This window comes from Neoaquamicrobium microcysteis (assembly GCF_008180155.1).
Taxonomy (GTDB): Bacteria; Pseudomonadota; Alphaproteobacteria; order Rhizobiales; family Rhizobiaceae; genus Aerobium; species Aerobium microcysteis.
Window position 1 is genome coordinate 1 of record NZ_VSZS01000044.1, and the last position, 20091, is coordinate 20091.

Annotated in this window: 15 protein-coding genes; 9 read left to right on the forward strand and 6 right to left on the reverse strand. The window is 61.3% G+C overall.

The window, feature by feature from the left end; genetic code table 11:
• The first annotated feature begins 24 nt into the window (after nucleotides 1-24).
• A complete protein-coding gene (locus FY036_RS00675) occupies nucleotides 25-1782 on the forward strand; it encodes a hypothetical protein (protein WP_148912800.1) in 1758 nt (585 codons plus the stop codon).
• 730 nt (nucleotides 1783-2512) lie between these two features.
• Here FY036_RS00675 and FY036_RS00680 read toward each other — a convergent pair.
• Together FY036_RS00680 and FY036_RS00685 are read right to left on the reverse strand one after the other, a co-directional pair.
• Complete coding sequence (locus tag FY036_RS00680; protein WP_148912801.1) at nucleotides 2513-5587, reverse strand: AAA family ATPase; 3075 nt, start codon at nucleotides 5585-5587, stop codon at nucleotides 2513-2515.
• Entirely contained in the window at nucleotides 5584-6726 is a 1143-nt protein-coding gene (locus FY036_RS00685) for an exonuclease SbcCD subunit D (protein ID WP_148912802.1), read from the reverse strand. The genes FY036_RS00680 and FY036_RS00685 overlap by 4 nt, the downstream gene beginning before the upstream one ends.
• Before the next feature lie 77 nt (nucleotides 6727-6803).
• Between FY036_RS00685 and FY036_RS00690 the strand changes: the two genes are divergently transcribed.
• The gene (locus tag FY036_RS00690; protein ID WP_148912803.1) at nucleotides 6804-7616 is read left to right on the forward strand and encodes a WYL domain-containing protein; all 813 of its coding nucleotides are present in this window, start codon (nucleotides 6804-6806) and stop codon (nucleotides 7614-7616) included.
• 210 nt (nucleotides 7617-7826) lie between these two features.
• Here FY036_RS00690 and FY036_RS00695 read toward each other — a convergent pair whose 3' ends face one another.
• Nucleotides 7827-8840: a PLP-dependent cysteine synthase family protein gene (locus FY036_RS00695; protein ID WP_148912804.1), complete on the reverse strand. Its 1014-nt coding sequence runs from the start codon at nucleotides 8838-8840 to the stop codon at nucleotides 7827-7829.
• On the reverse strand, nucleotides 8824-9780 hold the full coding sequence (locus tag FY036_RS00700) for a GHMP family kinase ATP-binding protein (protein WP_148912805.1): 957 nt from the start codon (nucleotides 9778-9780) through the stop codon (nucleotides 8824-8826). Before FY036_RS00700 ends, FY036_RS00695 begins: the two co-directional genes overlap by 17 nt.
• 412 nt (nucleotides 9781-10192) lie before the next feature.
• Between FY036_RS00700 and FY036_RS00710 the strand changes: the two genes are divergently transcribed.
• The 6 genes from FY036_RS00710 (at nucleotide 10193) to FY036_RS00735 (ending at nucleotide 16233) form a co-directional block, all read left to right on the forward strand.
• Nucleotides 10193-10750, forward strand: coding sequence for a hypothetical protein (locus tag FY036_RS00710; RefSeq protein ID WP_148912806.1), 558 nt, complete (start codon nucleotides 10193-10195; stop codon nucleotides 10748-10750).
• Between the two features lie 101 nt (nucleotides 10751-10851).
• Nucleotides 10852-11742: an ectoine/hydroxyectoine ABC transporter substrate-binding protein EhuB gene (gene ehuB / locus FY036_RS00715; RefSeq protein WP_148912807.1), complete on the forward strand. Its 891-nt coding sequence runs from the start codon at nucleotides 10852-10854 to the stop codon at nucleotides 11740-11742.
• Nucleotides 11739-12398 (forward strand): amino acid ABC transporter permease, encoded by a 660-nt coding sequence (locus tag FY036_RS00720; protein WP_148912808.1) that lies wholly within the window; start codon nucleotides 11739-11741, stop codon nucleotides 12396-12398. Before ehuB ends, FY036_RS00720 begins: the two co-directional genes overlap by 4 nt.
• Nucleotides 12388-13047 carry an amino acid ABC transporter permease gene (locus FY036_RS00725; RefSeq protein WP_148912809.1) on the forward strand — a complete coding sequence of 220 codons (660 nt, stop codon included), beginning with the start codon at nucleotides 12388-12390 and terminating at the stop codon, nucleotides 13045-13047. The genes FY036_RS00720 and FY036_RS00725 overlap by 11 nt, the downstream gene beginning before the upstream one ends.
• A gap of 39 nt (nucleotides 13048-13086) precedes the next feature.
• Nucleotides 13087-13836, forward strand: coding sequence for an amino acid ABC transporter ATP-binding protein (locus FY036_RS00730; RefSeq protein ID WP_148912810.1), 750 nt, complete (start codon nucleotides 13087-13089; stop codon nucleotides 13834-13836).
• A 9-nt stretch (nucleotides 13837-13845) separates the two neighbouring features.
• Nucleotides 13846-16233, forward strand: a complete 2388-nt coding sequence (locus tag FY036_RS00735; protein WP_148912811.1) for a transketolase — start codon at nucleotides 13846-13848, stop codon at nucleotides 16231-16233.
• 101 nt (nucleotides 16234-16334) lie between these two features.
• Here the strand turns inward: FY036_RS00735 and FY036_RS23685 are convergent, their stop codons facing one another.
• On the reverse strand, nucleotides 16335-16478 hold the full coding sequence (locus FY036_RS23685; protein WP_161601060.1) for a hypothetical protein: 144 nt from the start codon (nucleotides 16476-16478) through the stop codon (nucleotides 16335-16337).
• Between the two features lie 249 nt (nucleotides 16479-16727).
• On the opposite strand from FY036_RS23685, the gene FY036_RS23690 reads away from it, so the two are divergent.
• Nucleotides 16728-16868: a hypothetical protein gene (locus FY036_RS23690; protein WP_161601061.1), complete on the forward strand. Its 141-nt coding sequence runs from the start codon at nucleotides 16728-16730 to the stop codon at nucleotides 16866-16868.
• Nucleotides 16869-18009: 1141 nt separating this feature from the next.
• Here FY036_RS23690 and FY036_RS00745 read toward each other — a convergent pair.
• Nucleotides 18010-19779, reverse strand: a complete 1770-nt coding sequence (locus FY036_RS00745; RefSeq protein ID WP_148912813.1) for an acetate/propionate family kinase — start codon at nucleotides 19777-19779, stop codon at nucleotides 18010-18012.
• Nucleotides 19780-20091 lie beyond the last annotated feature (312 nt).

Consider the following 20091-nt stretch of genomic DNA (forward strand, 5'->3'; position numbering starts at 1 on the left):
CCCCCCCCACGAAGCCGGGCGATAATGGACCAAAAACTCAAAAAGCAGCTGCAGGATTTCGAGCGCCAGCTTGATGCGGCGCTTGACGCGCTTCCAACGCGGGGCTGGTCGGGCACTAGCGCGCTCCGACTAGCGTCGGAGCTTCACGAGATCGGCGCCTTCAAGAAGGGTATCGATGAGGTTGGTTATATCGACCGCGGCTATTCCATACTCGCTAACGGCTTCGTCTCGGGCACGGATGGCGCCGCGGCGGATGTCGAGAGCGAAACCGACGTACGGCAGATGATGGAGGACCTCGCCTTCGCATCGCATTATTACATGATCCGCGAGTATTTGTATTACTCGTACAATGTTCACGGCGCGATGAACTGGTCGTTTCAGAACGGACGGGTCGAGATCCGGTTCGCGGATAAAACGATCCCGAGGCAGTTTTTCACGGTCCACAATGATCAGGTGCTCGGGTCGAAGCATCACTTCCGCGACTTCAACCACTCGGAAGAGATTCTGCGCCTGCTCAAGGATGAGCCTGAGGGCGTAGTCACTTCCAATCTGGAAACTGCCGAGCCGCTGATACGCGGAGAGGCCGATCTCAAGCTCGCTGCCTATTTTTCTCTGATATCGCCCGACAGCCAGATCGATCTGAGTGGATACACCTACGAGCAGTTCCTGAGCGTCTACCGAATGCTGCTGATGAAGGCGCTCTACCACCGCTATTTTGCGCGTGCGCAGGACGCGGTCGGCGCCGTCTACATGCCGGAAACAGATCTGCTCCACGGGATCGAGGAGGATCTGGGCATCGGCCCTGATACTTCGCGCAAAATCCTGAAGGACATGGTGTATGACCGCGACGCGACGGCAGGACGGGTCGATGCTAGCTATTTCTCGCTGATGCGAGAGGGGGAGCCGGATGGCAGGATCGTCATGCGGCCGCATCACTTCGCGATCGCGGAGGGGCTGGTGAACGTGCTGCGCGTCATCGCCCAGCGGCGCCCGAACACCTTCCTCGAGCAAGTCAGCAACGAGATCGGCAGCGCGTTCGTCCGACGCGTCAAGTCGGCGTGGGAGGCAGAAGGCTTCATCTGCCACAGCGAAGTGTCGTTGCGCGAATACGACGCGACTTTGCCGGATATCGACCTGCTTGTAATCTCGGTCGAGTCGACGCTCGGCTATATGTTGTTCGTTTGCGAGCTGAAATGCCCGGTGCCGCCGCGCTGGGCGAAGGATCAGCTCAAGGTGCTCAACAAGGATAGCGTGTCCAAGGCCTTCCGGCAGGTTGAGGTGCTGAAGCGCTTCATCCAAACCGAGGACGGAGTGCGTTTTCTCTCGCGGATGCTGCCGAAGGAAGGCCATCCGCACTTCGAGGGCTTTGTCGTCGGAATAGAGCACCTGATTATCACCTCAGACAATGCCGGCATGTTCTTCGGTGCCGAGAACACCAGGGTGATCAATTTTCGCACGCTCGAGCGGCTACTACGGCGGTCCGATGGCGACCTAGCTCTGATCCAGCATGTGCTGCGGACCTACCCCGAACATGCCGATGAGGCGCTGGTTACCAAGATGATCGAGTTTCAGCTCGGTTCGCTGAGCGTTGCCTATGAGGCCGTCACGGGGAGCCCGCTGCTAGAATTTCCGCAGGGCCACTGGCGCAGCGACCCTGAACGGCAGGCGATGATCGATGCATTCGTCACCGACGGCATGCATCCATTCGATGTCCTTGAGCACCGGCCGCCCGATCTTGTCGTCGTGGATCACAACCGAGGCGGCGACAAGGGCGGTGACTGACGGGGGAGCGATCCGTGGGGGGAAGACTATTATTTGTGACGCCCCTAGGCGCGTGGAATAGGATTGTCGGTGTGTGGTTGGTAGGTGCTGGTGGCCGGTCTTTGGATTCGTTGCTGTCACCTCCTGAGCGAATGGCCGCATTCGAAGATTACCCAGCTAGCCTTGAATGACCAAAAATGGGGCGCAAAGCAGACGTCCCTATTTAGGAGCGGCATAGAGGGCAATGGAGTAGATATAGTTCTCATCGCTATCCCGCATGTCCCGCCGGACGAGATACGAACCGTAACTGGGTAGAAAGCGTACGTAAGTCGGCTTTCTTGGTCGAATTCGCCAAAAGCCGCCAGCCGTTCACGGCCCCGTATCCGCCACGCGCAGGTTTCCGCTGATTGAGGCGGAATGAGTGCTAGGCCTTGAGCCTATGGTCCTTCGGCGTGCAGAGTGAAAAGGTCTGGGGTGTCGACGTCTCGCTTTCGTGAAAGTCGCTCGCCCAAGTGAAGGCAGGGATGCTTGATCCTTGAGAGTCCTTTTCGACCCTCGAAATGGGCGCTCCCGCCGTTGGGCATTCGCACCGTGATGATTTCGGCACCGCATATTGGGCACTGATGACGAAGGCTCCCACCCTTCTTCTCGTGTGGCGAATGCTGCAGCACCCAGCTTGCTCGGACTTCAGTAGTCCTGCCATCTGGCAGCCGCCGCGAATGTGAGCGTCTTGGGATCCAGCGGTGCCCCATCAGACAAGCCCTCTTTCTTCCACGCTACTCCCGGAGATCCCCTTCCTGATATAAAAGCCGTTAGGGATCGCCTCCTGGACGAGCGGTACATGCGAAATCAGTCCCACGGCGCGGTTCTGTCGGACGATAGAGTTGAGAACATGGAGTACCTGGTCGAGCGTGCCGGACCCATTTTCGGTGTCGAGGCTTCCAAACCCCTCGTCGATGAAAATCGTGTCGAGCCGGACCCTGCCGTTCGCGCTTTCGACCACGTCGGCAAGACCCAGTGCGAGAGCGAGTGCGGCAATGAACGTCTCCCCGCCTGAGAGGGTGCTCGTGGCGCGCGACTTCCCGGTGTGAATATCGGACACCTGGATGCCAAGCCCACGGCTACCGCGTCCGGCCCCGTCGAGATCTCGTTCAAGCCTGTAGCGGCAGGAGGTCATCGGGGCGAGCCGCAAGTTTGCGGCTTCCAGCACCTGATCGAACATCGCGCCGATCGCGTATGTCTCCAACGTCAGTCTTTGCGAGTTCTGCCCGTTCGCCAGCGCTGCTAATCCGCGCAGCGGGCCGGATACCGATTCAGCTTCGTCAAGCTTGCGCAGGGTCTCTTCCATCCCCGTTCTGAGCCTATCCAGATGATCGACACGGCTCTGGGCGGCGACGCGCTCTTCGGTCGCCCTGCCGAGCGCATCGGCATGGGTCTGGTGCGTTTCCTGTAGCGCTTCGAGATCAGGCCGGGGCATCCCTTCAATCGCCGAGGCGGCATCCGTGGCTGCATCAGACGCACTCTTGTGCTCGCGCCGGTAGGTCTCGACGGCTTCCCGATCCTCATCGAGAGTTTCGATTGCCAGCTTGAGAGACTGAAATGCCTCTGCTGTGAGGCCAGCGCCAGCCAGTCTGGCCAGGAAGACCTCCACCGCCTTCTGATGGCGCGTCTTGCAGTCCACAAGCGCCTTGTCTGCGCTTTCGAGATCCTTGACCGCGCCAAGTGCCTCTTCGCGCGCGGAGTTCAAAGCCTTTTCCGCCGCGGTCCGCGCCGCCTGAAGCGACTCCAGCGATCCGGCCACCGTCTGCAGTGTGGCCGCGAGCGCCGGCGCATCGCGCAGGTCCTCCGGCACCTCGGCAAGCCTGCCATCGCGCGCCGCCTTGGCCTCAGTTGCCTTGTTCCGCCGCTCATCGAAGTAGTCCCGCAACTCATCGCGTTTCCGCTCCAGTTCCTCGATCTGCCGTCCCAGTTCCTCGATCCCAGCCTCTGCGGCAACAATGTCGACCCGTGGCCCAAGCGCTGCGAGTGCGGCGTCCTCACGATCGATCTGCGCCGCGATGAGGTCCGCACGCTCTTCTGGAGCTTCCAGGGTGGACAAGCGTTTCCGTCGCTCCTCGAGCGTCGCTTGCACCCCGACCAGTGCTTCGCCGGCTTGCCGGACTTCGCGATCAGCGGCCAGCCATGCTTCTCGTGACTCTCGGAATGCCTTGTCTAGGCCGGCACTACCCATCTCGCCGGTCGCCGGTGCAGGATGGTCGGTTGCGCCGCAGACCGGACAGGACGACCCTGCTTCCAATCTTGTCGCAAGGTGGAGCGCCTGTGCGGCCGCGAGATTCTTTTCGGCCGTTTCATAATTCTCTCGCGCCTTCTCGACCCTTCCTGACGCAGCTTCCGACTTCCGCAGCTGTTCTTCGACAGCGCTCTGAGCCTTTGCAACATCCTGCAAGGCGCCCTCGTAGGCCTTGGCTGCAAGATGCCGTTTGTCCAGCTCTGCGCGCCGGCTCTCCATCTCGGCGCGCTTCGTCTCCGTCTCGCGCGCAGCTTTCATTTCGACGCCTTTAGAGGCGCGCTTCTCCTGCAGCTTGGTCAGTTGAGCCTTTGCCGCCTGAAAAGCGTCGTCGGCTTCCCGCTGCTCATTCAGCGCGGTTTCGACCGCCTGGTTGCTATCGGCTGCGGCCTCTAGGATTCGACCATACCTCTCCAGTTCGTCGCTTCTCCGGCGTAGGGTTTCGACCTCGTCAGCACGGTCTTCTTCACGCAGGAGCGCCTCTGCCGCCTTCTCTGCTTCTCTGGCAGCAAGCTGAGCGGCCCCGTCTGCCTTTTCGCGCGCGCTTTCGGCTTCACCAACCTCGCGTTCGGCATCCCTCACACGTTCCCCGACATCGATCAGACCGCGCGCGCGTTCGGCTTGTCGGACCTGCTCGGCAAGCGCCTCGACATTGTCCTTCCGCGCCTCAAGTGCGCAAAGCCGTTCCCTCATCTTTTCGGCCGCCCCGAACTTTTCCTCGATCGCCTCCGCCTGGCGCAGCGCCTTCTCGGCAACTTCCGCCGTCACCTTCCTAGTGCGTTCGATCGCGCGAAGTTCTGCACATTTCGCCGTTGCGGTTTCGATGCCCGCGATCAGTGCATCGGTGCTCTCGAATCCTTCTGCCGCGAGCTGCCTGGCACAGAGCTCCCGTTCATACCGCACCTGCCGTTCAGCCTCATCGGCTGCGGACTTGAGGTCGGCCATGAGCTTCTCGTACAGCGAGACATCGAAGAGTTCTCGCAGGATTTCGAGACGCTCTTTCGTCTTGGCCGAAAGGAATTTCTCGAAGCGCCCTTGCGGCAGCAGGAAGATCTGGCGGAACTGCTCAGAGCCATATCCGAGCATCTCGATGACAGCCGCGTCGACGTCTCGCACCTTCTTCTCGGCCACGATCTTGCCCCGCGCCGCATCTGTAATTGCTTCCAGCGCCATTCCGGTCGCATCGAACAGATAGGCTTCGTGCGCGCTCCGAGTCTCGCCTTCACCACGAACCTTCGGTCGCATCTGGTCGGGTTGGCGAAGGACGACATATCTCCGCTCACCGATGTCGAATACGAGCTCCGCTTCGGTCACTACATCCGGATCGGCGTGATCCGAGCGAAGCGACGGAGCCTCTTGCTCCGCCTTCGCCGCTTCTCCGAAGAGCGCGAAGGTCATCGCGCTGAAGATGGTCGACTTGCCGGACCCTGTCTGTCCGTAGATGCCGAAAAGGCCCGCCTCGATGGCATCCCGAAAGTCGATGACGACCCGACCCGGATAGGGACCGAACGCCTGAAGCGTGAGCCGAACCGGTCTCATTGCATATCCTCCGTCTCACGCAGACGACCGAGAGACGACGCCATGACGGCCAGTTCGTTCTCTGAGAGTCGCTCGTCCCGAACATGTTGGAGAAAGTCGCCGATGACCTCGACTGGGCTCGCAACCGCCATAGCGCGCACCTCAAGGGACTTGACCTCTGGCACGCGTTCGTTCCGCTCGTAGAGAAGTTCACAGGCGTTCGGGAACACGTCGCGGATGCGCTTCATTCCATCGATCACGGGTGCATCGTCGGTAAGCACGACCTTGATGAAATCGTCAGACCTCTCGGCGAGGAGAAGTTCTGCGTGTCGTCCCCTCAAGACGCGTACCCGACGAATGGGTTCAAAGGGAACAGTCTCTATCGTCGCTCGCCCGACCGCATCGATCTCGACGAGGCTCATCGACTTTTGACAGTCGGATTCATCAAATCCGAAAGCCAGTGGCGATCCCGAGTACCGGACATGAGAAGCGCCGACCGATTGCGGCCGGTGCAGGTGCCCTAACGCCACGTAGTGGGCACCTTCGAACACGGCTGAACTGACGGTCTCGATGCCTCCGACCCGAGTGAGAGGCCGCTCACTTTCGCTGGTCGATGCTCCAGCTACAAAAGCATGCGAAACGACGACCCAACGCGCGGCACCGGGTATGTTCCGCCGTCCGCAAGATACCTGAGCCGCGAGGACGTTCTCCGGGGTGTGCAAGGCTTCATCGGCGAAGCATTCACGGGCGGCATACTCATAGGCGAAGGGTAATCCCGTGAACGCCACGGGTCCGTGGGCGTCACTGAGGACCAACGGTTTCTCGTCCGAACTGATCGCCCCGCGGATCAACGCGCGCCGTGTGTCGGTCATGATCGCCATGGATGCGATTCGATCACCGGAGTCGTGATTGCCGGCGATCATGACCACGGCAGCAGCGGTCTCCGAGGCGACCCGCGCGAGGAACCCGTTGAACTGGCGAACCGCAGACGTCGGCGGGGCGGCCCGATCAAATATATCTCCTGCAATAACAAGGACATCAATACCATTCGACGTGATCGCCGACACGATCTGGTCGAGAACTGCACCATGGTCGTCATCGAGAGGAATCCCGTTGAACTGACGCCCGAGATGAAGGTCGGCTGTGTGGAGAATCCTCATTGCCATAGCCCGTATAGTTTTTGATCGTATAATTTCTAGATGGACATATCGTCAGGAGTCAAGGTAGGGATGCACCCATGACGCTCGACGACCTCAAGCATGCTCAGAGAGAGCGCGTGATCTTTCTGGACCGCTGCCTGACCTGGCGGGGCATGGCGAACCGCAGGGATCTGATCGAGCGCTTCGGTATTTCGACGGCGCAGGCGGCGCTGGACTTCCGTGTCTACCTGGGTCTCGCGCGCAGCACGCCGCCCATCTACGATCCGGTGCGAAAGACCTACATCGCCGCGAGCGAGCACGCGCCCTTAGCACCATCCGGCCTGACCGAAGCCTTCGATATTTTGGCGAGCGACGATGAAAGCACGCCTTCAGCCGCGTTGCCACGACCAGAAAGGAAGGCAGATAGGAGGACCATCGCCCTGCTTCACCAGGCAATAAGATCGGGCAAAGTCCTCCACCTCCGCTACACATCGATGTCGTCGGGCGCGGATGAAGGGCAGTGGATCGCACCGACCCGCTTCACGTCGGACGGTGAAAGCGTTCACGTGCGTGCCTACAGCTTCAAGCACGGCGAATACCGGAACTACCTCCCGATCCGCATCGATCCGGACAGCTCGTTCAAGGAGAAACTCTTATCTGAGCCGCTGCCAGAGGACGTGGATTGGAACACTCGGGCAATCATCTGGCTGCGCCCCAAGTCAGGGCTTTCGGAACGGCAAGCCAGCGTGATCCGAAGGGAATTTGGCTTTGAGTCCGAGTTTCTGCGCGTTGAAACGCGGAAAGCTCTGGAGTTCTTCTTCAATCGGCGATGGGGACTGGATGAGAAGGGCGCGCGGCTAGAGCGGGCGAAGACCGAATACGAGTCGATCGCGCCAAGCAGGCCGATCTAGGGTGCGGCAAATGGTAATCTCTGGGCGGGTCCCGTTAGAGACGCCACCGTGCCTCACCACTGATCGGTTCGATCCGTGGACGAACGTCAGCTATCTGCACACTGGGAACGAAGAGCGGACCGTCCGCAGCCGGCCCCGTTGCTGACGATCGAAACGTGTGCAGCGCCAAGAGATTGGCTGTCCGCCGGACAATAGGCCCGTTTGAGCAGTTCATAGTGAGGGTTTTTGGGATCTGCCCCACTCGAACCGGGTCCAGTCACGCTCTGTTCGTGGCTCAATGGTCGTGAGGTTGGCGGGCTCATATGCTGATGTCGATGTCCAGCCCGGGTGCGAATTTAGCCAATTCTGGTCGTAGACAGTTGCTGAATAGCGAAAGCCTTCATCCGGCATGATCGCGACGACGGATGCATCCGGGTCACGCCTTGCGATCCACTCTGCAACAATCGCTGCAGCGCCGCTGGTTGGGCCCATGAACATGCCTTGTTCGCGAAGGAGTCTGTGTGCCGAGCGATAGGCGACATAGGCGCCAACCCAATGAACTTCGTCGATCAGGTTATGCTTCACGTTTCCCGGCATGACGCTGTTTCCAAGGCCTCGCAACATGCGTCTGCCCGCCTTGTGTCCAAACAGAACGCTGTTATGGGTATCCACCGCTGCAATCTTCATGTCGGGGAAAAGGTGGCGCAAGAATGCGCCTGTTCCGCAAAGTGAACCGCCGGTGCCTGCACACCCGACCAGCCAGTCGATCCGCCCTACCCTTCTGACAAGCATCTCCGCCAATCGAGCATATGAATGTGGGTTGCCTGGATTGTCGTACTGCCTTGTCCAGAATGTCGAGGGTTCGGCCTCAAGACGATCGTGCAGATAGGCAATGCGCCCGGCCTGATTACCGTCACCTTGATCGTCATCGAGCACGACGACCTCCGCACCGAGCATTTCGAGGCGCTTTTGATATGGCGGGTCGATCAGGCTTTTTGCGGTAACAAGGGTCAATGGGTAGGATCGGGCCGCCGCAAGCATCGCAAGAGCCAAGCCGAACGTGCCGGACGTGGTTTCGATGATCCGGCCGCCGCTCGATAACTCCCCGGCCTTTTCCGCTCTGTCGAGGATGAACCGGGCCGGCATCAGCTTCATCATCGGAAATGCGGCGGCAACGAGGTTGCTTCCTAACGCCGATAGTCTGGGCGTTTCCAGTGCGCGGAAATAGTCAATATCGGATGCCATGAAAGCCCCCTGCCCCGCTGATCTGGAAAACCTCGACGTGCGAAAAGCCTGCTGCCAAGAGTTCGGCCTTGGCCGTTCCGAAGACGGGTGCATTTGATGGCAAGACCGGATCCATCAGGAGGCCGAAGAGGGTGCCGCTATGCGCCACCTGCAATCCAAGTGCGCCGATGCGGTCCATATAGCCCATCACGAAATCAAAGTGCGGCTTGGCCAGGTGGCGCTGGTTCAGCGTCGCGCTTATCGTTGCAGCCCGTCCAAGCAAGCCTGGATCCTGCCGCGCAACGGCACTGGCGACCAGTCCACGAAGCACACGAAAGAGCTGGATCTCTTCTGCGTTGTAGCGCGCACTTACAAAGTTGAGTGTGTCGACCACCTCAGCATCCTCCGGCCTGAAGCCGATCAGGTGAAAGGGCGGCAGAGAGGAACCGAAATGTTCGAGCACCTCTCCTTCCCGGTGAGCGAACAGCACCGCCTCGGCTTCGAATGCAGTGGCGTCTGACGCAACCTCCGCCGCGACGGCCAGCCGGCTGATCGTCGCTGGAGGAAGGACAGTGCCGACTGCGGCGGCAGCCGCGCGAATTGCCGCGATGACATCAGCGGTGGACGAGCCGTAACCGTGGCCAACCGGAATGTCGCTTTCGACATGCAGGGTGGCCCCCGGGCGGTCATGCCCGAGAAGGGCCAAGGTCAATCCGGCGGCCCGCAGCGCCTTGCTTTTTTCATTGGGGACGACCGTGAGCGGGACGTGCCGCTGAAGCTGGAAGCGTGCGGTTGAACGCAAACCGGTCAGTGGAAGGGTCACCAGCCCGCGATGCAGTCTCCCACGATCGTCTTCGAAGACGCCCTGCACCAGTTCACCATGGTGCGCGATTGCGGTGCCGATCGAAAGCTGACGGATGGCAGAGTTCGAATGGTGATGTTCGTTTCCGACGGATGCCATTGGCTCGTCTCCGAACTGACGGTGTTCGGAGAGTGCCGCGGTATGGTCAGTGGGTCACTTGCGGGAATTCGGGATTGACGCTCACATCTGCCAGATGGGAGGCGAAACAACTATTTCTGCGCGATCGTGCGACTTTGGACAAGACCGTCCTCAATAAGGCGTCGTACAGCCTCAGACCTGCTTGGAAGGTCCGGCTGCCCGCGTCTCCATGCATCGATCCGCGCCAAAAGATCGCTTGAGACTCGTAACTCGAACCTCTCAGTTTTCAACTCAGGGCTGTTAAACGTGTTTGACAATGAACTTGTCCGTAATGTACGGTAGTTACGTAATCTGGTGGCTGCTTGCGGCCGCCCAGTGTGCGCGAACACACTAGGCGACCTCACCAGAACCCAAGCTGTAGGGAGCTCGGATCATGGCTGATTCCGACAATACCACTTCTTTGCCTTTCGTCATCCACCGGCGAAAGCGCAAACGTATTGCCGACGCGCCACGATTGCCAGCACGTGGTGAGCACACGCTCGAATTGTCAGCCGGCGCGAAGGCGGACCCTGCTGTCGCGCTGGCTCAACGATGGCAGGACGCACAGGCCGAGTTTCTCAGGCTGTGCGAACGCCAGCAAAAGCTGGAGCCGCCGATCCGTCGCAGTGTGGAGCGGTCCGGAGCCCATCTTTTGAACGGATCGTCGCATTTTTTGGAGCGGGATGCCGGCCTGGAGGCGGAGGCGGCCTACGCGGCTGCAAGGCAAGCGGAAGAAGAAGCAGCGGAAGTGGCTGGGGTGCTGCTTGATGAGCTGGCCAGAACCCCTGCCCGGACGCTGGCCGGCGTCGTCGCTAAGCTGGAGGTCCTCCTCCTCGAAAGCGAAGTCGGCGACAATCCAAACGACTTCCCCTGGCCGCACATCCGGTCAGTCCTCGAAGACCTGAAACGCCAATCCCCCTTACAGCCATTCGCATCGTCGCAACGCGAGTAGAGCGCAGCCGCTTGATGCAACGCCTTGCCGGTTTTGCCGGCTCCTCCGTTGGCGCTCGAACTGGGCGCCCACGCAACAATCACACACAATGGGAGAAACTGATGATCCGTACCTTCAACCGTCTTCATGTCCTTCTCGGCCTTGGCCTTGCCTGTATCGCCCTCGCTCTCGCAAGCCCCTCCGCCCACGCCGAACCAACCAAGGAACGCATCCTGCGCGAAGGAAAGATCGTCATCGGCGTCCATAACCGCGCACCCTGGGGATACCGGGACGAGGCCACCGGCCAGGCAACCGGATGGCATCCAGACCTCCTCAAGGCTGCATTCTCCGAGCTCGGCGTCGAAGAAATCGATATCCGCGTCACCGAATTCGGAGCCCTCATCCCAGGCCTCCTGGCAGGCCGCTTCGATGCGGTCGGCTCAGGTCTCTCCATCACGCCTGAACGCTGCCAGCAGGTCGCCTTCGGTGCCCCCGACCTCAAAGAACGCGATGCAGCCCTCGTCCTTCCCGGCAATCCCAAGAACATCCATGGCTACAAGGACATTCTCGAAAACAACGACGTGATCATGGGAGCAGGCCGCGGCAGCGTCGTGGTCCGCAAAGCGCTCGCCGAAGGCATTCCAAGCGAACGCATGCTGCTGTTCCCCGACATCCAGTCGAACGTCGCAGCTCTGCGCACCGGCCGCGTCGATGCCGTGCTCCTGTCGCTGCCAACCGTGCTTGGCCTCATGCGTGATGGCGCCGTGCCCGATGTCGAGCCCGCCGATCCGTTCGTCACCACTGACGAACAGGCAACATTCACCTCGGTCGCCTTCCGGCAGGACGATGAAGACCTCAAGGCCCTCTACAACGAACGCTTCATGGCGCTCAAAGAAGACGGGACCGTCGCCCGGATCATGGCGAAATACGGCTTCGGCGAAGAAGAAATGGTCTCCGAAGGCATCACCACCGAACGCCTTTGCAGCGCCACCAAGGACGAAGCGGCGCAATGACCACACTCGATATCTGGCTCGGCATCCTTCAGGGATGCCGGGTCACCGCCTCCGTCACGCTTTATGCGCTCCTCTTCGCCGTCCCGTTCGGCCTTGCCTTCGGCATCGCCCAATACCTCACCACAGGCCTCCTGCGCTTCCTCGTCACCTGCGTGATCGAGTTCTGGCGTTCCTCGGCCGTCATCATCTTGCTCTTCGTCTTCTACTACGCCCTGCCCGTGGTCGGCGTTACCCTGTCGGCCATGACGGTCGCCGCCATGGTGCTCGGCCTCAACACCGGCGGCTACGCAAGCCAGGCCGTCAGGGCCGGGCTTCAGACGCTCGATCACGGGCAAAAGGAAGCCGGGCAGGCGCTGGGTCTGTCACGCACCGCCATCCTCGTCCTCATCGAGCTGCCGCAGGCGCTGCTCGTGATGAGCCCAACCTTCATCAACCTGCTCATCCAGCTCATCAAGGCGACCTCGCTCGTCTCGCTCATAACCCTGACCGACATGACGTTCAGGGCAAAGGAGATATCCCAGGTGCACTACGAGCCCGTACCCATCTACCTCTCGCTGCTGCTGGCCTATTTCGTGCTGTGCTACCCGATCACGCTGTTTGGCCGCTGGGTCGCACAACGCGTCACGCCCGGCCGGGAGGTGCGCCGTGGGGTTTGATCTCGACTTCGCCATCGCCACCCTCCCCCTGATCCTGCGTGCGCTCGACATGACGCTGCTCGTCGCCGTCACAAGCTGCATCGGGGCCGCAGCCATCGGCTTCAACCTGGAAATCCTGCGCCGCGCCGGCGGCGCCTTCGGTCTCGTCGTGCGCTTCTTCATCGACTTCATCCGCGCAACGCCGATCCTGGTATGGCTCTACTGCCTCTATTTCATCCTGCCCTTTTACGGCGTGCGTCTCAGCGCGCTTACCGTCGGCATCGCAGGCCTCAGTCTCTATTACAGTGGCTATCTGGCAGAGGTCTTCAAGGCCGGCATCGACGCGATCCCCAAGGGACAGGCAGAGGCAGCCCAGGCGCTCGGCATCGGCAGGCGCGACACCGTGATCTTCGTGATTGCACCCCAGATGCTGCGCAACATCGCAGCCCCCATGGGCAACTACTTCGTCTCGATCCTGAAGGCGACGCCTTACCTCGCCGTGCTCGCCGTCCCCGAAATGCTGGGCGAAGCCTTCGACATCGCATCCGACACCTATCGCTATGCAGAGCCGCTCACCGTTGCCGGCATCACCTTTCTGGCGCTGGCGCTCATCATCTCGCGCGGCGTCAAATGGCTTGAAGACCGCCTTGCAACCTCAAGTGCACGGTAAGTCGTGGCGCACCTAAAACAACAAACCAGAGGGAACAGTATGGATCAATCGGACAAGGACACCGTCGTGCGCATCGACGCGCTCCAGAAATGGTACGGCGCATTCCACGTGCTCAAGGATATCAGCCTTACCGTGCCGCGCGGCGCGCGCATCGTGATCTGCGGGCCGTCAGGGTCGGGCAAATCGAGCCTGATCCGCTGCGTCAACGGGCTTGAAGCCTATCAGCAGGGAACGATCGACCTGGAAGGCGTCAGGCTGGGGGAAAACGCCGCCCAGACCACACTTGCGCGCCGCAAGACCGGCATGGTGTTCCAGTCCTTCAACCTGTTTCCCCACCTGACCGTTCTTGCCAACTGCACGCTCGCCCTCAGGCGCGTGTCTGGAATGGCGCGGGGCGAGGCAGACGAGCTTGCCAGCCAGTATCTCGAAAAGGTTCGCATTCCCGAACAGGCCCACAAATATCCAGGCCAGCTGTCGGGCGGCCAGCAGCAGCGCGTCGCGATCGCCCGCGCCTTGTGCATGAACCCGCGCCTGATGCTGTTTGACGAACCCACCTCCGCACTCGACCCCGAAATGATCAAGGAAGTGCTCGACGTCATCACCGGCCTCGCCAAGGACGGCATGACGATGCTGTGCGTCACTCACGAAATGGGCTTTGCCCGTGAGGTGGCCGACGAAGTGGTCTTCATGGATCACGGCAGCATCGTCGAAAAGGCCCCGCCCGACCAGTTCTTCTCACAGCCCTGCCACCCGCGCGCGCGTGAGTTCCTCAACACGCTTTTGCATTGAGACCTGACCATGTCTGACCAACGAATGCTTGCAGCACTCGAGCGCAAGGTGCTGTGGCTTGCCACTTGGATGATCCACCACGCCAACCATTTGCGCGACAGCGAGGACGGCCTCAAGGTCGGTGGCCATCAGGCCTCGTCGGCTTCCATGGCCACCATCATGACGGCGCTTTATTTCCATGCGCTGCGGCCGCAAGACCGGGTCGCTGTCAAGCCGCATGCAAGCCCGGTGTTTCACGCCATCCAGTACCTCCTAGGCAACCAGACCCTCGACAAGCTTCAAAACTTTCGCGGATACAAGGGCGCCCAGTCATACCCTTCGCGCACCAAGGACACCGACGACGTCGACTTTTCCACCGGCTCCGTCGGGCTGGGCGTCGCGCAGACGCTATTCGCCTCGCTAGTGCAGGACTACGTCCACGCCAAAGGCTGGGCCGGCGATCTGCCCGAAGGTAAGATGGTGGCCCTCATCGGCGATGCCGAAATGGACGAAGGCAACATCTTCGAAGCGCTGCTCGAAGGCTGGAAACACGGCCTGCGCAACACCTGGTGGGTGGTCGATTACAATAGGCAAAGCCTCGATGCCGTCGTGCGCGAAGGCCTGTGGGCCCGCTTCGAGGCGATGTTTGCAAATTTCGGGTGGGACGTCGTCATCCTCAAACATGGCAGGCTGATGCAGCAGGCCTTCGCCGAGCCCGGCGGCGAACACCTGCGCGACTGGATCGACGCCTGCCCCAACCAGCTTTATTCCGCACTCACCTTTCAGGGCGGGGCTGCATGGCGCAAACGCCTCATGGACGATCTGGGCGACCAGGGGCCGGTGACGCAGTTGCTCGAACGGCGCAGCGATGAAGAGCTTGCATCGCTGATGGGCAATCTTGGAGGCCACGATCTGGCCTTGCTGAGCGAAGCGTTCGACAATGCCCGCACCCACGATCGCCCCGTCTGCTTCATTGCCTATACCATCAACGGCTTCGGCCTGCCGCTTGCCGGTCACAAGGACAACCACGCAGGCCTGATGACCCCGGGCCAGGTGGACACGCTTCGCCAATCGATGAATGTGCGATCGGGTCACGAATGGGAAAAGTTCGAAGGCCTCGAATGTGACGAAGACGAAACAAGTGCATTCCTGGCAGCGGTACCGTTCAATGAGCGCGGCCGGCGTCGCTACGAGGCCGCCCGTGTCACGGTCCCGGACCGGCTCGAGTTCAGCGCCCAGCCCGCTATGTCGACCCAGCAGGGCTTTGGCCTGGTCATGCATGAAATCGCCAAGTCGGATACACCGTTTGGCGAGCGCGTCGTCACCACATCACCGGACGTGACCGTCTCGACCAACCTGGGAGCCTGGGTCAACCGGCGGGGGCTTTTTGCAAAGGAGGCGATGTCAGACCTTTTCAAGGCTGAACGCATCCCCTCGACCTTCAACTGGTCGTTTACGCCAAAGGGCCAGCACATCGAACTGGGTATTGCCGAGATGAACCTTTTCATCATGCTCTCGGCACTCGGTCTTTCGCATTCCATCTTTGGCGAGCGGCTGCTTCCCGTCGGCACGCTCTATGACCCCTTCATCAAGCGCGGCCTCGATGCGCTCAACTACGCGTGCTACCAGGATGCGCGTTTCATGATTGTCGCGACACCGTCAGGCGTCACACTCGCCCCTGAAGGCGGCGCGCACCAGTCGATCGCCACGCCCCTGATCGGCATGGCTCAGGACGGCCTTGCCAGCTTCGAGCCCGCTTACGTCGACGAACTTGCCGTCATCATGGGCTGGGGCTTCGATTACATGCAGCGTTCCGGCTCGGACGAACCCGACAGCGAGACCTGGCTGCGCGACGCAACCGGGGGAGCAGTCTATCTACGGCTTTCCACCCGCTCGATCGAACAACCGAAACGGGATCTCACCCCGCAACTCGAACGCGACATCATCGACGGTGCCTACTGGATGCGGCCGCCCGGCCCGAACGCCCAGGCAATCGTTGCCTATACCGGCGCTCTCGCGCCCGAGGCAATCGAAGCTGTCGGTACACTGGGTGAAGACCGCCGCGATGTGGGACTTCTGGCGATAACGTCTGCTGACCGCCTCAATGCCGGCTGGCTGGCAGCCCAACGCGCCAGACAGGCTGGCCGCTGCCACGCGTCAAGCCACATCGAGCGCCTGCTTGCAGGCCTGCCGTCCCATTGCGGCATCGTCACCGTCATCGACGGCCATCCCGCGACACTGGCCTGGCTTGGCTCGGTTCACGGACACCGCACCCGCTCACTGGGGGTCGAACATTTTGGCCAGACCGGCTCTATCGCCGACCTCTATCGCCACTACGGCATCGACGCACACGGTATTGCAGCCGCCGCAGAAGCGCTCACGCCGGGTAGGCCAGTCAGGCATTTGAGAGTGATCTAGGAGGGACAACGATTTGGCGGGGCCGGTTGTCGCTCTCTTGGCGAAGGACCACCTTCTTGTCGTTTCGGCCGACCGCGGGATGTCGTTTGGCCGGCCGGATGTCACTGGCCGAAGAGCAGGCGAAGGGCGAAATGAGCCGGGACAAGCACCAGAGCCAGCGCGCCGAAAAAGCGTAGCATGCCCACGCCCGACCCGTTGTTGCCGACGATCGCGTACCAGAACGGAATTTCGTCTCGCGTTTCCATGTTAAGTCCCTGTCGCTGGAGACGGGAAACGGCCCTGCCAGTACATCCGTGGTCAGGGCCGCTTCTTTGGAGGTCTGACCGACGGTCGCGGGGGGTGAACAACCGTCGATCAACGTGCGCCCTTAGGGGAACGACGCATCTGGGGCCGAAACCTCGTTCGCGATCAAATGTTCCCGAAAACCGGAAACAATCGTGATGTGATGGAACAACAGCAGGTGCCGACAGTTCGTCCGCGTCTGGAGGTGAGCTATGGAACACATACAGCACACCATCAAAGAGCTGCGGCGTTACATTGCCCGTTATGATGGCAGAGAAGATCTTGAGGACGTCGACGTACTCCTCAGCGTCGCTTTGGAGGAGGTGCGCCGACAACGCGGCAAGCAGCCCTAGCACAAGCAGCCCTAGCACAGGCCGCGTTATTTCCGGGATGCATCGACACAATTTGTGATTGGAAGGCGCATCGACCGGCAAGCCACGGCCATCGTTTTGCGAGATGATGGACGTGAACGGGACGTTGAACGGGTCGCCAGCCGCTGCAAAGACCCGCTCAGGGACGTGTAGCGGCTGCAGGTGGTTCATGGACATCATCGACGTGCATACGAGATCAATCGCGGACATAGCTGACGCCTATGCCCGTACGCGGCAGCAACGCTCGCGTCCCCTATCGATAAGGACAGCAATTCGCGCCCTTCGCATACTGGCGCCCGAAAATCCCTGTAGCGACAAGGAACTTTCCGGCATCGTCGCTGCGGCGGCAGTGCGGTACGGCCACCCCGTTGAGTTTGACGCCTAGGTAGGCTGCTGTTCCGCAATACTTGGCAGGAACCTTGCCTCATTCCTCCCGTGGCGCTAGTTGTCCACAATGGCGCATTGGGAGGTGAGCCAAGGTGAGACACATCCGCGACCAGATCGAAGAACTGCGGCGATATATTGCCGCAAGCGAGGATCGCCGGGATCTCGAAGAAGTAGACACCCTTCTGAGTGTCGCACTGGAGGAACTGCGTCGGCGGATGATGCGACACCCGCGCGATACCACCCATAGGGTTGACGACGCCGAGTGACAGTCGTTTGGAATTTCCTCGATCAAGCGCTGATCTGTCTGTCACGGGAAGAGCGCTTGATTGGCATTACCCTGGCGATCAATCGATCGGCGGAAACCTGTCCTCTTATTGCGCTACTTCCCGCTCCCGGCAGAAACATTATTCTGGGTGCAGTGCCTTCCGCGCGCGTCAAAGGGGCCTCGTTGCTCCCTCGGTAGCGAGCGTTCCTTGGCTGCGGCGCCGCAGGCAGGCCTCCTTGTGAAGGATAACAACTCCAACGTCTGAAGGCGAAGGCATCGGTTGCAGCAGGCGCCTTCGCCGTCTTCATCCTGGCGCCCCCGGGCCGAGCTGGAAGTGCCCAAACGGAATGGTGCCGATCGGGGCTCGAACGCGACCTCGCTGCCCAACATACGAACGGAGCTGACCCGTCCGGGGAAGCTGCCACCCAAGACCCTGCTAGAGTGCACTCTCTCCTGGCCGTGGCACACGGATCAGGGTTCCACGAGTTCGCCGGTCGCCGAAACCTCGATGCCTGCGGCGTTGGCTTCATCGGTATCGATGTGCACCTCGGTGAAGGAGTCCGTGCCGACCCGCACCAGGGTTCGGCTGAAGGTAAGAGCCCGATCCTCGTCGGCGATGCGCACATCGACATAGTCGCCATCCTCGACCCCAAGCCGCGCCGCGTCGGCAGGGTTGGTGTGGATGTGCCGGGCCGCGATGATCAGCCCGTCAGTGGTGAAGCTGCCGGCAGGCCCCTCGATCGTCACCTGCGGCGTCCCTTCCAGCCTGCCGCTGTCGCGTACCGGCACGTCGATGCCGAGCGCAAAGCTGTCGGTGCGCGACACCTCGATCTGCGTTCGCTCCCGCAAGGGCCCCAGGATGGCGACGCGCTCAAGCCTCCCCTTCGGCCCGACAAGTGCGACCCGCTCTTTGGCGCTCCAATGCCCCGGTTGCCTGAGCAGTGTCGCGTGGGTGAGCTCGTAATCCGTGCCGAACAGCGCATCAACCGCCTCGCGCGACAGGTGGACGTGCCTGCCTGAAACCGCGATCGGCAGGCGCAGCGGGCTTTCCGGCCGCTCGGAGACGAGTGCCGCGGCCGTCTCGCGGGCGATCATCAGTTGTTCGGCCGTCTCGGTCACGACGATGCGTACTCGAGAGCCATAGGCCTGGATTTGCGGCGCCGCGCGGTCGGCAAGGTTCGCCGCCATGTTGCGGTCGTGGTCGAGCTGCAGGCCCATGAAGCCGAGACCCTCGCAGATGCGTCTGCGCATGGATGGAGAATTCTCCCCAATGCCGCCGGTGAAGACGATCGCGTCAAGCCCGCCCATAGCCGCCGCATAGGCGCCTACATATTTTCGTACCCTATAGGCGTAGATCTCAATCGCCAGCTGAGCCTGCGGATCGCCCTTGGCCGCCCGGTCCTCGATGTCGCGCATGTCCGAGGAGCCGGCCAGGCCCTTCAGGCCGCTCTCGTCATACAGCGCGTCCTCGATCTCTTGAACCGACAGCCCGAGCTCGCGAAACAGGAAGCCGAAGGCGCCCGGGTCGATGTCACCGGATCGGGTCCCCATGACCAGCCCCTCGAGCGGCGTCATGCCCATCGAACTGTCCATGCTCTGGCCGCGGTTTACCGCGCACACGCTGGCGCCGTTGCCCAGATGGATGCTGACCAGCTGGAGATCGCCGAGCGCGCGCCCGATCTCCTCAGCTGCTCTCCCCGCCACATACTTGTGCGACGTGCCGTGGAAGCCGTAGCGGCGAAGGCCGGCGTCCCGCCATTGCAATGGGACGGCATAGGTCGTCGCGAAGGCTGGATTGGTGAGGTGGAAGGCTGTGTCGAATACCGCGACCTGAGGCAGCTCTGGCCACAAGGCGCGACACAGCCGGACCGCCTCCAGATTTGCCGGAAGGTGAAGCGGAGCAAGCGGTGTCAGGGAGGCGATCGTCTCCACCCTCGCGTCGTCGAGCAGCGTCGGCGCTGAAAATTGCGCGCCGCCGTGGACGATGCGGTGGCCGACCGCGTCAATCGAACCCAGGCCAAACCGCATCAGCGCGTCGGGAACGCCCGTCAGCGCCTCCCTCAGGCTCGCGAAAGGGGCAGCCCCGCGCTCGTCCGTTTCACCGTGGCGGAAGCGGTAGTCGCATTCACCATTGCGAAAACGTTCATAGGAGCCCTTGAACACCTCCCGCGTTTCCCGGTCGACGGAGAAGAGGCCAAATTTCAGGCTGGAACTTCCGGCATTGAAGACGAGAATCTGCATGACTCACCATATCGGCGGGCGGCGTCGATGCACAGATGCTGCCGAGGACGAGCCTCGCGATGGTTGTGGGACCATGCTCCCGTTTGCGCCGTCATCCAGGCTGCGGCCACGTGGGCGGGCCAGCGACAACGATCCCGTCGCTCTGCGGCCCACGCGGCCTCCGCGCTCCATTGTCCGCTCGAGCTCCGATAATCTCGAGATCTGAGAGCGGCGGTGCAAAAACCGGCCACGGTAGCGGCGGGATAGTCCGGCCGCGGGCGGAGTAAAATCCGGCCACCTATTTCCCTTCTGCATTGAACGCAGGAGGGACAG

Bases quoted from the DNA above. Each gene is read 5' to 3' on its own strand.
- FY036_RS00675 (WP_148912800.1), top strand. From the start codon at position 25: ATGGACCAAAAACTCAAAAAGCAGCTGCAGGATTTCGAGCGCCAGCTT.
- FY036_RS23690 (WP_161601061.1), top strand. From the start codon at position 16,728: ATGGAACACATACAGCACACCATCAAAGAGCTGCGGCGTTACATTGCC.
- ehuB (WP_148912807.1), top strand. From the start codon at position 10,852: ATGATCCGTACCTTCAACCGTCTTCATGTCCTTCTCGGCCTTGGCCTT.
- FY036_RS00745 (WP_148912813.1), bottom strand. From the start codon at position 19,779: ATGCAGATTCTCGTCTTCAATGCCGGAAGTTCCAGCCTGAAATTTGGC.
- FY036_RS00730 (WP_148912810.1), top strand. From the start codon at position 13,087: ATGGATCAATCGGACAAGGACACCGTCGTGCGCATCGACGCGCTCCAG.
- FY036_RS00685 (WP_148912802.1), bottom strand. From the start codon at position 6,726: ATGAGGATTCTCCACACAGCCGACCTTCATCTCGGGCGTCAGTTCAAC.
- FY036_RS00720 (WP_148912808.1), top strand. From the start codon at position 11,739: ATGACCACACTCGATATCTGGCTCGGCATCCTTCAGGGATGCCGGGTC.
- FY036_RS00680 (WP_148912801.1), bottom strand. From the start codon at position 5,587: ATGAGACCGGTTCGGCTCACGCTTCAGGCGTTCGGTCCCTATCCGGGT.
- FY036_RS00700 (WP_148912805.1), bottom strand. From the start codon at position 9,780: ATGGCATCCGTCGGAAACGAACATCACCATTCGAACTCTGCCATCCGT.
- FY036_RS00690 (WP_148912803.1), top strand. From the start codon at position 6,804: ATGACGCTCGACGACCTCAAGCATGCTCAGAGAGAGCGCGTGATCTTT.
- FY036_RS00710 (WP_148912806.1), top strand. From the start codon at position 10,193: ATGGCTGATTCCGACAATACCACTTCTTTGCCTTTCGTCATCCACCGG.
- FY036_RS23685 (WP_161601060.1), bottom strand. From the start codon at position 16,478: ATGGAAACGCGAGACGAAATTCCGTTCTGGTACGCGATCGTCGGCAAC.
- FY036_RS00695 (WP_148912804.1), bottom strand. From the start codon at position 8,840: ATGGCATCCGATATTGACTATTTCCGCGCACTGGAAACGCCCAGACTA.
- FY036_RS00735 (WP_148912811.1), top strand. From the start codon at position 13,846: ATGTCTGACCAACGAATGCTTGCAGCACTCGAGCGCAAGGTGCTGTGG.